Annotated in this window: 13 protein-coding genes; 3 read left to right on the plus strand and 10 right to left on the minus strand. The window is 66.7% G+C overall.

The features are described from left to right. Window position 1: 1 nt before the first annotated feature. The 6 genes from kdpE to RUGAMON1_RS09130 are packed head-to-tail and all read right to left on the minus strand — an operon-like array spanning window position 2 to window position 8,175. Window positions 2-706 carry a two-component system response regulator KdpE gene (gene kdpE / locus RUGAMON1_RS09105; protein WP_445230199.1) on the minus strand — a complete coding sequence of 235 codons (705 nt, stop codon included), beginning with the start codon at window positions 704-706 and terminating at the stop codon, window positions 2-4. Then, window positions 706-3,468 (minus strand): two-component system sensor histidine kinase KdpD, encoded by a 2,763-nt coding sequence (kdpD, locus tag RUGAMON1_RS09110; RefSeq protein WP_445230200.1) that lies wholly within the window; start codon window positions 3,466-3,468, stop codon window positions 706-708. Before kdpD ends, kdpE begins: the two co-directional genes overlap by 1 nt. Before the next feature lie 35 nt (window positions 3,469-3,503). Then, on the minus strand, window positions 3,504-4,097 hold the full coding sequence (gene kdpC, locus RUGAMON1_RS09115; RefSeq protein WP_445230201.1) for a potassium-transporting ATPase subunit KdpC: 594 nt from the start codon (window positions 4,095-4,097) through the stop codon (window positions 3,504-3,506). 17 nt (window positions 4,098-4,114) lie between these two features. After that, a complete protein-coding gene (kdpB, locus tag RUGAMON1_RS09120; RefSeq protein WP_445230202.1) occupies window positions 4,115-6,247 on the minus strand; it encodes a potassium-transporting ATPase subunit KdpB in 2,133 nt (710 codons plus the stop codon). Window positions 6,248-6,256: 9 nt separating this feature from the next. Further along, a complete protein-coding gene (gene kdpA / locus RUGAMON1_RS09125; RefSeq protein WP_445230203.1) occupies window positions 6,257-8,086 on the minus strand; it encodes a potassium-transporting ATPase subunit KdpA in 1,830 nt (609 codons plus the stop codon). Beyond that, complete coding sequence (locus RUGAMON1_RS09130) at window positions 8,086-8,175, minus strand: potassium-transporting ATPase subunit F (RefSeq protein WP_020701117.1); 90 nt, start codon at window positions 8,173-8,175, stop codon at window positions 8,086-8,088. The genes kdpA and RUGAMON1_RS09130 overlap by 1 nt, the downstream gene beginning before the upstream one ends. A 293-nt stretch (window positions 8,176-8,468) precedes the next feature. Between RUGAMON1_RS09130 and dapA the strand changes: the two genes are divergently transcribed. Both dapA and RUGAMON1_RS09140 read left to right on the plus strand, forming a co-directional pair. Next, window positions 8,469-9,374, plus strand: coding sequence for a 4-hydroxy-tetrahydrodipicolinate synthase (gene dapA / locus RUGAMON1_RS09135; protein WP_445230204.1), 906 nt, complete (start codon window positions 8,469-8,471; stop codon window positions 9,372-9,374). Then, window positions 9,371-9,928 carry a hypothetical protein gene (locus RUGAMON1_RS09140; RefSeq protein ID WP_445230205.1) on the plus strand — a complete coding sequence of 186 codons (558 nt, stop codon included), beginning with the start codon at window positions 9,371-9,373 and terminating at the stop codon, window positions 9,926-9,928. The genes dapA and RUGAMON1_RS09140 overlap by 4 nt, the downstream gene beginning before the upstream one ends. A 13-nt stretch (window positions 9,929-9,941) precedes the next feature. Here RUGAMON1_RS09140 and RUGAMON1_RS09145 read toward each other — a convergent pair whose 3' ends face one another. The 4 genes from RUGAMON1_RS09145 to RUGAMON1_RS09160 all read right to left on the minus strand — a co-directional run bounded on the left by RUGAMON1_RS09145 (window position 9,942) and on the right by RUGAMON1_RS09160 (window position 11,947). After that, entirely contained in the window at window positions 9,942-10,337 is a 396-nt protein-coding gene (locus RUGAMON1_RS09145) for a hypothetical protein (protein ID WP_445230206.1), read from the minus strand. Between the two features lie 160 nt (window positions 10,338-10,497). Then, window positions 10,498-11,259: a TorF family putative porin gene (locus RUGAMON1_RS09150; RefSeq protein ID WP_445230207.1), complete on the minus strand. Its 762-nt coding sequence runs from the start codon at window positions 11,257-11,259 to the stop codon at window positions 10,498-10,500. 32 nt (window positions 11,260-11,291) lie between these two features. Further along, complete coding sequence (locus tag RUGAMON1_RS09155) at window positions 11,292-11,639, minus strand: hypothetical protein (protein WP_445230208.1); 348 nt, start codon at window positions 11,637-11,639, stop codon at window positions 11,292-11,294. Then, window positions 11,636-11,947, minus strand: coding sequence for a hypothetical protein (locus RUGAMON1_RS09160; protein WP_445230209.1), 312 nt, complete (start codon window positions 11,945-11,947; stop codon window positions 11,636-11,638). Before RUGAMON1_RS09160 ends, RUGAMON1_RS09155 begins: the two co-directional genes overlap by 4 nt. Window positions 11,948-12,161: 214 nt before the next feature. Here RUGAMON1_RS09160 and RUGAMON1_RS09165 point away from each other — a divergent pair, with 214 nt between their 5' ends. Then, window positions 12,162-14,159 carry a DNA topoisomerase IV subunit B gene (locus tag RUGAMON1_RS09165; protein WP_332852927.1) on the plus strand — a complete coding sequence of 666 codons (1,998 nt, stop codon included), beginning with the start codon at window positions 12,162-12,164 and terminating at the stop codon, window positions 14,157-14,159. Window positions 14,160-14,171: the final 12 nt, after the last annotated feature.

Below are 14,171 nucleotides of genomic sequence, written 5' to 3' on the forward strand. Positions count from 1 at the left end.
GTCAGGCCGGCAGTTGCAGCCGGTAGCCGACCGCCGTCTCGGTCAGCAGGTAGCGCGGCTGGGTGGGGTCGGCCTCCAGCTTGTGGCGCAGGTGGCCCATGTAGATGCGCAGGTAGTGGCCGTTCTCCGACTGCGACGGGCCCCACACGGCGCGCAGCAGCTGCGGGTTGCTCATCACGCGCCCGGCGTTGCCGACCAGGACGGCCAGCAGCCGGTATTCGGTCGGCGTCAAGTGCACATGCTCGCCGCCGCGCGTGACGCGGCGGTTCTGCAAGTCCACCGCGACGTCGCCGAACTGGATCACGCCGGCGTGGTCGGCGGCCGGCTGGCGCTGGCGGCGCAGCGTGGCGCGCACCCGCGCCAGCAGCTCGCCCACGCCGAACGGCTTGGTCAGGTAGTCGTCGGCGCCGGCGTCCAGCGCGCGGATCTTGTCGGCCTCGTTGACGCGCGCCGACAGCACGATCACCGGCACGCTGGACCACTTGCGCAGGTCGGTCATGAAGTCGATACCGTCGCCGTCGGGCAGGCCGAGGTCGAGCACCACCAGGTCGGGCTTGCGGGTGCCGGCGTCGATCAGGCCGCGCTGCAGCGTGGCCGCCTCGTGCACCTGCCAGCCCTCCTCTTCCAGCGCGCTGCGCACGAAGCGGCGGATCTGCGGTTCGTCTTCCACCAGCAAGGCGGTGGGGGCGCTATCGGTCGTCATCATCAGTGTCCTTCGGTTTCCGGTTCCGGCATGGCCGGCGGGGTGCCCAGCGGCAGCGTCATGACGAAGGCCGCGCCGCCCAGCGGCGACGGCGCGGCGTGGATGCGGCCGCCGTGCGCGTCGACGATGGCGCGGCAGATCGCCAGCCCCAGTCCCACGCCCGGCTTGGCCGATTCGCGCTCGCCGCGGGTGAATTTTTCAAACACTGCTTCCTCGCGCCCGTGCGGCAGGCCCGGTCCGTCATCATAGACCATGACGTCGATCCAGGCCCCGCGCAGCGCGGCGGCGATCTCGATGCGCGAACCGGGCGGCGTGTACTTGGCGGCGTTCTCCAGCAGGTTGCACAGCACCCGCTCGATCAGCACGGCGTCATAGCTGAGCAACGGCAGGTCGGGCTGCAGCCGGGTGCGCACCGCGTGCCCTTGCAGCAGCGAGGCGCTGGCGCGCAGCGCGCTGCCGACCACCTCCTCCAGCGGCTGCCATTGCAGGTTGAACCTGACTTCGCCGCTCTGGATGCGCGCCATGTCGAGCAGGTTGGACACCAGGGCGCTCATGCGCAGCGCTTCGTCGTGCAGCAGCGACGCCACCTCCAGCTGGGCCGGCGCCAGCGCCGGCCTGGAGCCGGCCAGCGTTTCCGACAGGCCCACCAGCGACGTCAACGGCGTGCGCAGGTCGTGCGACAAGGCCGCCAGCAGCGAGTTGCGCAGGCGTTCCGATTCCATGTTGACCAGCGCGTTCTGCGCCACCTCGATGTAGTGCACCCGCTCCAGCGCGATCGCGGCCAGCGCGGCGAAGGTGTCGAGCTGCTGGCGCTGTTCCGGGATCAGGATCCAGCGCCGCTGCTCTGGCTCGATCGCCAGCACGCCGCGGGTGCGCATCGGCGCCACCAGCGGCAGGTAGAAGATGCGGCTGGCCGGCAGCGTGTCGGTGCCCAGGCCGGCGCTCTCGGCGCGGTCGAAGGCCCATTGGGCGATGCCGATGTCGAGCACCGTGCGGTGGGCGCGGGCGTCGCCGTCGGCCCCGCCGGGCGCCGCCGGCGGCGGAGGCAGCAGGCGGCCGGCGTCGTCCGGCACCAGCAAGGTGGCGCGGGCGCGGAAGGCGCGCTGGATGAAACCCTGGGTGGTCTCGAAAATCTGTTCGGTCTGCAGCGCGCCCGACAGCTCGCGGGCGAACTCGTACAGCGCGCGCGAGCGCTTCTCGCGGTGCGAGGCCACGCGCGCCTGGAAGCGCAGGTCGGCCGTCAGGTGGCCGGTGATCAGGCCCACCGCCAGCATGACGACGAAGGTGATCAAATACTGGAAGTCCGACACCGCGAAGGTGAAGCGCGGCGGCACGAAGAAGAAATCGAAACAGGCCACGCTGACGCAGGTGGCCAGCACCGACGGCCCGCGCCCGAAGCGCACCGCCACCAGCACCACCACCAGCAGGAACAGCATGGCGATGTTGGCCAGGTCGAGGTAGGCCAGCAAGGGCGTGGCCAGCAGTGCGGTGGCGACGCTGGCGGCGCTGGCGGCCACGTAGCCGAGCACGCGCTTGCGCGTCAGCTCCGGGTCCGGCTCGCCGTCCGGGCCGCCGTCGGCGGGGTTGGCGGCATGGGCGCCGCGCGCGGCCGGCGCCGCCTCCCTGCTGGGCGCGCCGATCTCCACCAGGTCGATGTCGGGCGCATAGCGCGCCAGCCGCTTGATGTGCGGCGCGCGCCACGGCCAGCTCGGGTGGGCGCGCCCCAGCACGATCTTCGACAGGTTGTGGCTGCGCGCATAGTCGACCGCGGCCTGCGCGATGTCGTGGCCGGACACCACGGCGGTGGTCGCGCCCAGGTCTTCGGCCAGCTTCAGGGTCTTGAGTATCTGTTCGCGCTGGGCGGCCGGCAGCCGCTGCAGCGACGGCGTCTCGACATAGATCGCGTGCCAGCCGGTGCCCAGCTGGCTGGCCAGGCGCGCGGTGCTGCGCACCGTGTGCTCGCCGCCCGGACGCGGGCCGACGCAGGCCAGCAGCGCGGCGCCGGTCTTCCAGATGTCGCCGATCGACTGCTCGACCCGGTAGGCGCGCACGTCGTCCTCGATGCGGTCGGCGGTGCGGCGCAGCGCCAGCTCGCGCAACGCGATCAGGTTGCCCTTGCGGAAAAAATTCCTGGAGGCGCGCTCGGCCTGCTGTTCCTGGTAGACCTTGCCGCTCTTGAGGCGGGCCAGCAGCTCGTCGGCAGGGATGTCGACCAGCACCACCTCGTCGGCCTGGTCAAACACGGTGTCGGGCACGGTTTCGGCGACGCGGATGCCAGTGATGCCGCCGACCACGTCGTTCAGGCTTTCCAGGTGTTGCACGTTGACGGTGGTGAGCACGTCGATGCCGGCGTCGAGCAGTTCCTCGACGTCCTGCCAGCGCTTGGGATGGCGCGAACCGGGCGCGTTCGAATGCGCCAGCTCGTCCATCAGGATCAGCGGCGGCCGGCGCGCCAGCGCGCCGTCGAGGTCGAACTCGGCAATCTGCTTGCCGCGATAGGCCACCTGCTTGAGCGGCAGCAGGTCCAGTCCCTCCAGCATGGCCGCGGTTTCGCTGCGGCCATGGGTTTCGATCACGCCGACCAGCACCGGCTGGCCGTCGGCCTGCAGCTTGCGGGCTGCCGCCAGCATGGCGTAGGTCTTGCCCACGCCGGCCGAGGCGCCGAAGTAGATGCGCAGCTTGCCGCGCGCGGCCTTGCGGTCCAGCGCTTGCACCTGGGCCAGCAAGGCGTCCGGATCGGGGCGTTCTTTATCGTTGGGGAACATGAAGTGTCGCTAAATTAATCGCTTAAAACGCTGATTTAGCGAGTATGCGCACTTTCCGCGTCCAGCGCCAGATTCAGCGCCAGCACATTCACGCGCGGCTCGCCGAAAAAGCCCAGGTACTGCGGCCGGCGCTGGGCGTCGACCAGGGCTTGCACCCTGGCCGGATCCAGCTTGCGCACGGCGGCGACGCGCGCCACCTGGTAGCGGGCGCCGGCCACGCTGAGCTCGGGATCGACGCCGCTGGCCGAGGCCGTGACCAGGTCGACCGGGATCGCCAGAGGGTTGGGCTGGCCTTGCGGCTCGGCCGCCCTGAGGGCGTCGATGCGGCCCTTGACGGCGTCGTTCTGGGCCGGGTTGGTCGGGCCGAGGTTGCTGCCGCCGGAGTTGGCGGCGTTGTTGGGCATCGGGCCGGTGGCCGATGGCCGGCCCCAGAAGTACTTGGGCGAAGAGAAGGACTGGCCGATCAGCGAGGAGCCGATCGCCTTGCCGTTCACTTCGATGATGCTGCCGCCGGCCTGGGCCGGGAAGGCGACGTTGCCGACGCCGGTCACGGCCAGCGGGTACAGCACGCCGCAGATCACGGTCAGGGCGCCGAACAGCACCAGCGCGGGACGAATTTGGGATGTCATGATTGCTCTCCGTACGATTACACGAGGTGGAACATGGCCAGCACCATGTCGATCAGTTTGATGCCGACGAACGGCAGCACCAGGCCGCCCACGCCGTACACCCAGATGTTACGGCGCAGCAGCGCGGCGGCGCCGATGGCGCGGTAGCGCACGCCCTTCAGGGCCAGCGGGATCAGGAACACGATGATCAGCGCGTTGAAGATCACGGCCGACATGATGGCCGAGTTCGGGCTGCTCAGGCGCATGACGTCGAGCGCCTTCAACGCCGGGAAGGTGCCCACGAACGCCGCCGGAATGATGGCGAAGTACTTGGCGACGTCGTTGGCGATCGAAAAGGTGGTCAGCGAGCCGCGCGTCATCAGCATCTGCTTGCCGATCTCGACGATCTCGAGCAGCTTGGTCGGGTTCGAATCGAGATCGACCATGTTGCCGGCCTCTTTCGCGGCCTGGGTGCCGGAGTTCATCGCCACGGCCACGTCGGCCTGGGCCAGCGCCGGCGCGTCGTTGGTGCCGTCGCCGGTCATGGCCACCAGCCGGCCTTCGGACTGGTAGCTGCGGATCAGCTTGAGCTTGTCCTCCGGCGTGGCCTCGGCCAGGAAGTCGTCCACGCCCGCCTCGGCGGCGATGGCGGCGGCGGTCAGCTTGTTGTCGCCGGTGATCATCACGGTCTTGATGCCCATGCGGCGCAGCTCGGCGAAACGCTCCTTGATGCCGCCCTTGACGATGTCCTTGAGCTCGACCACGCCCATCACCCGGCCGGCGTCGACCACCACCAGCGGCGTGCTGCCGCGGCGCGCCACGTCGTCGACGGCGCGCGCCACTTCGGCCGGATACGGCTGGCCCATGGCTTCCACGTACTGCTTGACGGTGTCGGCCGCGCCCTTGCGCACCGCACGCACCGCACCAGGATCGCCGAGGTCGACGCCGCTCATGCGGGTCTGCGCGGTGAACGGCACGAACAGCGCGTTCAGCGCCGCCATCTCGCGCTCGCGGATGTTGAACTTCTGCTTGGCCAGCACCACGATGCTGCGGCCTTCCGGCGTTTCGTCGGCCAGCGAGGCCAGTTGCGCGACGTCGGCCAGCTGCTGTTCGGTCACGCCCGGCGCCGGCATGAAGGCCGAGGCCTGGCGGTTGCCCAGCGTGATGGTGCCGGTTTTATCGAGCAGCAGCACGTCGACGTCGCCGGCCGCCTCCACCGCGCGGCCGGAGGTGGCGATCACGTTGGCCTGCATCATGCGGCTCATGCCGGCCACGCCGATGGCCGACAGCAGGCCGCCGATGGTGGTCGGGATCAGGCACACCAGCAGCGCGATCAGCACCGTGATGCTGATCGGCGAACTTGCCAGACCCGCAGCCTTGGCCGCCTCCACCGAGAACAGCGAGAACGGCAGCAGGGTCACGGTCACCACCAGGAACACGATGGTCAGCGCCACCAGCAGGATGGTCAGGGCGATTTCGTTCGGGGTCTTCTGGCGCTTGGCGCCTTCGACCATCGAGATCATGCGGTCGAGGAAGGTCTCGCCCGGATTGGCGGTGACTTTGACCACCAGCCAGTCCGACAGCACGCGCGTGCCGCCCGTGACGCTGGAAAAGTCGCCGCCCGATTCGCGGATCACCGGCGCCGATTCGCCGGTGATGGCGCTCTCGTCGACCGAGGCCACGCCTTCGATCACTTCGCCGTCGATGGGGATCACGTCGCCCGCTTCGACCAGCACGTAGTTACCCTTGCGCAGGTCGGCGGCCGACTGCGGCAGCCAGGTGGTGCCGTGCTTGGGCGAGGCCAGCTTCTTGGCAGTGACCGACTGCTTCAGGCTGCGCAGCGAGGCCGCCTGCGCCTTGCTGCGGCCCTCGGCCAGCGCTTCGGCGAAGTTGGCGAACAACACCGTGAACCACAGCCAGATGCTGGTGGCGAGGATGAAGCCGGGCGCCGCCTCGCCCTGGCCGTACAGCGCCTGGACATACAGCAGCGTGGTGATGATGCTGCCGACGTAGACCACGAACATGACCGGGCTGCGCAGCTGCACGCGCGGGCTCAGCTTCTTGAACGAATCGACGATGGCCGGCACCAGCAGCTCGGAGTCGAACAGCTTGAGCTTTTGCGCTGGAGGATTGGTAAACAACGTCATCTCTTTTTGAGTAGCTTGTGACATGGTGATTCCTTATTTGGCAAACAGCTGCAGGTGTTCGACCACAGGGCCGAGCGCCAGCGCCGGAACGTAATTGAGCACGCCGACCAAGGCGACCACGCCGATCAACAGGCCGATGAAGATCGGGCCGTGAGTCGGCAGGGTGCCGGAATTGGCTTCCAGGCGCTGCTTGCCGGCCAGCGAACCGGCGATCGCCAGGATCGGCACGATCACGCCAAAGCGGCCGAACCACATGGCGACGGCCAGCATGGTGTTGTAGAACGGCGTGTTGGCCGACAGGCCACCAAAGGCGCTGCCGTTGTTGTTGGCGGCCGAGCTGAACGCGTACAGGATCTCCGAGAAGCCGTGCGCGCCGGGGTTGAGGATGCCCGCCTTGCCGGCGTCGCACATGACGGCGACGGCGGTGCCGGCCAGCACCAGGGTCGGCGTGACCAGGATGGCGATCGAGGTCATCTTCATTTCATACGACTGGATCTTCTTACCCAGGTATTCCGGCGTGCGGCCTATCATCAGGCCGGCGATGAACACCGCCATGATGGCGAAGATCAGCATGCCGTACAGGCCGGAGCCGACGCCGCCGAAGATCACTTCGCCGAACTGCATCAGCAGCATCGGGATCATGCCGCCGATCGGCATGAAGGAATCGTGCCAGGCGTTGACGGCGCCGCACGAGGCGGCCGTGGTCACCGCCGCGAACAGCGTGGTGGCGCTGATGCCGAAGCGCGCTTCCTTGCCTTCCATATTGCCGCCCGGTTGCAGCGCGTTCATCGACTGGTCGACGCCCATCGCCTGCAGCGCGGGGTGGGCTTGCTGCTCGGCGCCCATCACCGTGACGGTGCACGCCACGAACAGCAGCGTCATGGCGGCCAGCACGGCCCAGCCCTGGCGCTTATCGCCGACCATGCGGCCGAAGGCGAAGCACAGGCCGGCCGGGATCAGGAAGATGGCCAGCATCTGCGCGAAGTTGGTCAGCGCGGTCGGATTCTCGTACGGGTGGGCCGAGTTGGCGTTGAAGAAGCCGCCACCGTTGGTGCCCAGCATCTTGATCGCTTCCTGCGAGGCGACCGGACCCATGGCGATGCTCTGGGTCGAGGTGGTCAGCGTTTCGGTGACCGGCTCGCCCTTGGCGTCCTTCAGCGGCTGGCCGTCGGCGCCGACCTTCGGCTGGGTGTAGGTGACCGGATCCATCAGGGCCACGTCCTTGTAAGCCGAGAAGTTCTGGATCGCGCCCTGGCCCACCAGGAACACGGCGAAGATGAACGACAGCGGCAGCAGCACGTACAGCGTGGAGCGGGTGACGTCGACCCAGAAGTTGCCGATCGATTTGGCCGAGCGCGACGAGAAGCCGCGGATCAGCGCATAGGCCACAGCGATGCCGGTGGCGGCCGAGAAGAAGTTCTGGCCGGCCAGCACCAGCATCTGGGTCAGGTAGCTCATGGTCGATTCGCCGCCGTAGCCCTGCCAGTTGGTGTTGGCGACGAAGCTGACGGCGGTGTTGAACGACGAATCCGCGCTGACGTTGGCCAGGCCCTGTGGATTGAGCGGCAGGTACAGCTGCACCCGTTGCAGTCCGTAGGTGACCAGCGCGCCCAGGCCGTTAAACAGCAGCAGCGCGATGGCGTAGGCCTTCCAGTTCTGGCCTTCGGCCTTGCCGTCCTTGCCGGCGATGCCGGCGGCGCGGTACAGCAGCGATTCGATCTTGCCCAGCCAGCCGAAACCACGCATCGGGCTAACTGCGGCGCTGCCGTCGCCGACGCGGGCCAGCAGCATGCCCAGCGGGTAGGACAGCGCCAGCAGCGCCACCAGGAACACCACCAGCAGGATGATGGATTGCGTAGTCATCACAGGTCCTCCGCTTTCAGCAAGGCCACCACCAGGTAGACCAGCAGGCCGGCCGCAGCCAAGGCCCCAATCAGGTAAAAGGTGTTCATTGCTTACCTCCCAGCTTGTCGCAGCCGATGGCGAACGCCACGGTCACGGCAAAAAAGACCACCATTGCGCCGATAAATACTATGTCCATCACACCCCTCACAGGTCTTGTTTTTGATACTCGAAAGGTTAGCGGGAAGGGTCTAAAGATTGTGTAAAGACTTGGGGACGGGGTGTAAACAAGATGTAAAAATCGCCAGCATTTACGGTTTATTTACGGGCGCGGCCCGACTATTTAGAACATTTTTACGGGGGCAGGAATACGCTTTTTCTGTCGCAACTACCTGAAGAAAATATGCTTACCTCCCTACTGCAAGGCATCTGGGTGCCGCTGGTTACCCCCATGCATCATGGTGAAATCGATTTACCCCGTTTACAGCACTTGGCGGCCGGCCTGATCGCCCAAGGCGCGCACGGCCTGGTGGTGTGCGGCACCACCGGCGAGGCGCCGCAGCTGGACCTGGCCGAACAAGGCGCGGCGCTGGCCGCCGTGCTGGAAGTGGCGCACAAGCGCTGCCCGGTGCTGATGGGCATAGGCGGCAGCGACACCTACGCCGCCGCCAGCCGCGTGCTGCAGTTCGACGACATGGACCTGGCAGGCTATCTGGTGTCGACCCCGGCCTATGTGCGGCCGTCGCAGGAAGGCCTGGTGCGGCACTTCGAGACCATCGCCGCCTCGACCGGACGCCCCATCGTGCTGTACAACGTGCCGGCGCGCACCGGCGTCAACCTGGAGCTGGCGACCGCCACCCGGCTGGCCGAGCGGCCGCAGTTCGCCGCCATCAAGGAAGCCGGCGGCCGGCTGCGCCAGATCACCGACCTGGTGGAACATACGCCGCTGTCGGTGCTGTGCGGCGATGACGCGCTGCTGCTGTCCGCCTTGTGCAGCGGCGGCCACGGCGCCATCTCGGCCTCGGCCCACATCCGCGTCGACCTGTTCGTGCAGCTGTATGAACTGGTGGACGAACAGCGCCTGCCCGAGGCGCGCGAGCTGTTCGCCAGGCTGCAGCCCTTGATCCAGCTGATGTTCTCGGAACCCAACCCGGCTCCGCTGAAGGCCGCGCTGGCAATGCAAGGCCTGGTGCGCGACGAGCTGCGCCTGCCCATGACGCCGGCCACCAACGGCTGCAGGGCGCGCATCGCGACGATGCTGGAGGCGCTCGACGATATTCCCGTCTACACCTCGGCGGAGGCCATATGATCGTCGCCCTCACTGGCATGGACGGCAACGCCACCGTCTCCGACCTCGCCGAAGACCTGGCGATGCTGCGGGTGGCGGCCGGCAGCCGGGTGCTGCTGGTCAGCCCCAACCCCGGCGCCTACGATCCGCAGCTGTACGACGACCTGGTGATCGACGCCTCCCACCGCGACGCCGACGCGGCGCTGGCCCGCGCGGCCGTGATCGTCGCACTGGTGCGTCCGGCCGAGATCGAGCAAGGCCGCCACGCCGGTTTGCTCGGCCGCCTGCGACGGGCGCAGGAACGCAATCCCGGCGCCCGCGTGCTGGTGACCGTGGCCCACGGCAGCAGGCCGCTGACGCCCCACCAGACCGGATGCCTGCTGGTGTTCGTCGCGCAAATCCCCGGCGCGCGCCTGGCCGACACGCTGGAACTCGACCAGCGCGGCACCTACCACTCCCACCACAGCGAGCTGGAACTGGACTGCCGCAAGACGGCCTATGTGCTGTGCGCCCCGGAAGTCCGCCACCTCTACAGCGAAGTATTCCGCAGCGGCGCCAGCCGGGCGTACAGCTGAAAGAACAGGCTGTTCACGGATTTTCGGGAATATGTTTCGCCGCACGGCGCTTCCTGCGGCGGGCGCTTCTTCCAGCGCCGAACTTGTGCTGAATGCCATTGCCTTGCAGCGCTGCTCGTGCGCTGGCTGGGCGAACCGTCGGCAGCTGCGAGGCGCGAACACGCTCAGCACCTGCCGCTCGATTGGCTGCTTTAGGGCTTGGCGGTGGCTGCATGTCGTGCGGTATCCGCTCTGGTGCCACTGAACGCTGGCTGTCCGCCTGCGTGCCCTCCCCGTGCAAACGGATTGCCTCGATAACGAAGGGCTCCAGGCGCAGGGAATCCGACCAGAAATGGCCGGTGAATTCGCCCAACTCGACCAGCACATCGTCGGGTACGCGGATCGGGAATTGGAGGCTATACCCAGGCATGATGGGGGCTCCCTAAAATCGGTTTTTACTAAGCGCTGCTAACCACTACTGACCTTTACTACAGCGCGCTAACACTTACTAAAAATGCCGTGCCGAATGCTAAATGCCGCTAAGGGGCGCGCGCAAGGCGCCGCCCCTTTGATGACCGGCGCGAGCCCGATCAGAACACTTTGCTGATCATCAGCTGCAATGCGGTTTTGCCCAGGAACTTGCCGTTGGCTGGCGACGCGTAGGCAGTCTTGTCGGCGTTGGTGCCGATCACGGCCAGCGCGCCGGTCACCACGCCGAAGTCCTTGGTGACGCCGATTTTCCAGTCGCTATAGCTGGCCGCGCCGTTATGCTTGACGTTCTGGTGGCCGGCGTGCAGGTTGACCGTGTAACCCTCGCCCGCCTCGATGTTGGCGCCCAGGTCCACATAGCCGCTGTTCTTGCTGTCGACAAAACCAAACAGATTCGTCACCGAGTGCGAATACTTGATATAAGCCGGGCCATAACCCAGCTGGCCATACACCTCGGTGGTGTTGGCGTTGGCGAAGCCGCTGACGTGCGACAGGTCGTTCGACGGATAGACGTAGGTCAGCACGCCCACGTCGTAGGACACGTCGGCCGTCACCTGGCCGCGTTTGCCGGCGTAGATATCCCACTCGATGTCGCCGCTGCCGCCGGCGTCCTTGGTCCATTTGATGGTCGACAGCCAGGTGCCGGCGTAGAAGCCGGTCGGGTTGTTGGTGTAGTCGAAGCCGCCCTGCAGCGCCGGTTTCAGGCGGGTCTGCGAGATGCCGCGATAGCGGTAGTCGCTGATCACCGCCGCATTGAAGCTGGTTTCGTTGTCCGGCTTGGCGGCCGGCGCGGCATCCTCGGCGTAAGCCTGCGTGCCGGCGAAAGCAGCGGCGATGGCTGCGGCGAGTATGATTTTTTTCATGTTGCGGTCTTTCCTTCAGTGGTTAAGTCAAATTAAACGGTAAAAACTTCGCGGCACAGGGAGGCCACATCGGCCGGCGCCCGGCCGTGGATGACGGTGCTGGCCAGCGTGGCCGACATCACCTGCGCCACATAGGCGCACACCGCGGCGCGCTCGGCGTCCGTGGCCTCGCCCACCAGCACAAAATGCACGTGCAATCCGGGATTGAACATGCGCGCGGCATTCAAGCGGGCGATCAGCTGGTAGCGGGTCGACAGGTCGGCCTGTTCCGGCGTCAAGGGCACCAGCGCCAGCCGCGCGGCGGCCAGCGCGGCGTGGCTCTCGGCGCTGTCGCGGCCCTCGGCATCGACCAGCACCACCGCGCCGGGGCCGGCGATCATGCCCCGCCCCGCACCGTGAAGCGGCCGAATTCGGCGCCGGGCAACGACTGCATCACCGCCTCCATCACGCGCGCCACCAGGGCGGCGCCCACGCACAGCCACACTTTCATGCGGGCGCCGTGCTCGCAGGCTTCGATCCGCATAAACTGCAGTCCTTCGCCGCAAATGCGCATCACCATCTGGCGCAGCGTCGTGACGGCGGCGGTGTCCACGGTCAGCTGCATCACGCAGGCCGGCGCGGCCGGGCGATGGCTGGCGGCCCAGATCGAGCGGCGCTGGGCCGCCTTGGTATGGAAGAAAGCTTGCATATCGAACCCCTGGATTGATCGTTGCGATACAAAACAGCTTATCGACGGCGCCGTAAAAACGGTCTAAAAAGGCGGGCCGGGGTTGTAAACATCGTGTATAAATTGGCCCGCGCCGTTTTTTTGCCGCGATTACGCCCGGTTGAGGATAGAATACGCAAACGTCCGCATAAAACTGTACATAAACCCAGTATCGAAATTACAAGCTTGATCACGTATGGCCACTAAAAAACCAGTTTCCGACTACAGCGAAGCATCCATCCGGGTCCTCAAGGGCCTGGAACCCGTCAAGCAACGCCCGGGTATGTACACCCGCACCGAGAATCCGCTGCACATCATCCAGGAGGTGATCGACAATGCCTCGGACGAGGCGTTGGGCGGACATTGCAAAAACATTATCGTCACGCAGAACGCCGACGGCAGCATCACCGTCGAAGACGACGGCCGCGGCATTCCGGTCGGCCTGCACCCCGAAGAGGGCGTGCCGACGGTGGAAATCGTGTTCACCCGCCTGCACGCGGGCGGCAAGTTCGACAAGGGTTCGGGCGGCGCCTACGCGTTTTCCGGCGGTTTGCACGGCGTCGGCGTGTCGGTCACCAACGCGCTGTCCAAGCGCCTGGAGATCACCGTCTGGCGCAAGGAGCCCGACGGCACCGGCCTGCACAAGCTGGCCTTCGAGCACGGCGACGTGGTCGAGCCGCTGTCCTCCGTGGTCGCGCCGCGCGACGGCAAGAAGTCCGGCACCCGCGTCACCGCCTGGCCGGACGCCAAGTATTTCGACTCCCCCGCCATCTCGCAGACCGAGTTGCAGCGCCTGTTGCGCTCCAAGGCCGTGCTGCTGCCGGGCGTGACCGTCACGCTGACCAACGCCAAGACCGGCGAATCGCAGGTCTGGCAGTACAACGACGGCCTGCGCGGCTACCTGACCGAGGCGCTGGCCCAGGCCACCGACGGCGAGACGCTGATCCCGCTGTTCGAAGGCGCGCAGTTCGCCGGCCCGGACGCCGAAGGCTTCGCCGAGGGCGAAGGCGCGGCCTGGGTGGTGGCGTGGACCGAGCAAGGCGCCGTGGTGCGCGAATCCTACGTCAACCTGATCCCCACGCCCAACGGCGGCACCCACGAATCGGGCCTGCGCGACGGCTTGTACGGCGCGGTGAAGAACTTCGTCGAGATGCACTCGCTGCTGCCGAAAGGCGTCAAGCTGCTGCCGGAAGACGTGTTCGCGCGCGTCTCGTTCGTGCTGTCGGCCAAGGTGCTGGACCCGCAGTTCCAGGGCCAGATCAAGGAACGCCTCAATTCGCGCGACGCCGTGCGCCTGGTCTCGACCTATTCGAAGCCGGCGCTGGAGCTGTGGCTGAATCACCACGTCGACTACGGCAAGAAGCTGGCCGAACTGGTCATCAAGCAGGCGCAATCGCGTCTGCGTTCGCTGCAAAAGGTCGAGAAGAAGAAATCGTCGGGCGTGGCCGTTTTGCCGGGCAAGCTGACCGACTGCGAATCGACCGACGTCGCCCGCACCGAACTGTTCCTGGTCGAGGGCGACTCGGCGGGCGGCTCGGCCAAGATGGGCCGCGACAAGGAATTCCAGGCCATCCTGCCGCTGCGCGGCAAGGTGCTCAACTCCTGGGAGACCGACCGTGACCGCCTGTTCGCCAACAACGAGATCCATGACATCTCGGTGGCGATCGGCGTCGACCCGCACAGCGCCGACACCATGCCGGACCTGTCCGGCCTGCGCTACGGCAAGATCTGCATCCTGTCCGATGCGGACGTCGACGGCTCGCACATCCAGGTCCTGTTATTGACGCTGTTCTTCAAGCACTTCCCCGGCCTGATCGCCAATGGGAATATCTGCATCGCCCGTCCGCCGCTGTACCGCGTCGACGCGCCGGCGCGCGGCAAAAAGCCGATCCAGAAGCTGTACGCGCTCGACGCCGGCGAACTGGTGGCGATCGAGGACAAGCTGCGCAAGGACGGCCTGAAGGAAGGCGCCTGGTCGATCTCGCGCTTCAAAGGCCTGGGCGAGATGAACGCCGAACAGCTGTGGGAAACCACGATGAACCCCGACACCCGCCGCCTGCTGCCGGTGTCGCTGGGCGCCTACGCGCACGGCGAATCGTCGGCGCGCTTCAATATGCTGATGGGCAAAGGAGAAGCGGCCGCGCGCCGCGCCTGGATCGAAGAACACGGCAACGAAGCCGAAGCAGATATCTAAAGACTGACCGAC

The sequence above is a fragment of the Duganella rhizosphaerae genome, from assembly GCF_040364205.1.
Taxonomy (GTDB): Bacteria; Pseudomonadota; Gammaproteobacteria; order Burkholderiales; family Burkholderiaceae_D; genus Rugamonas; species Rugamonas rhizosphaerae.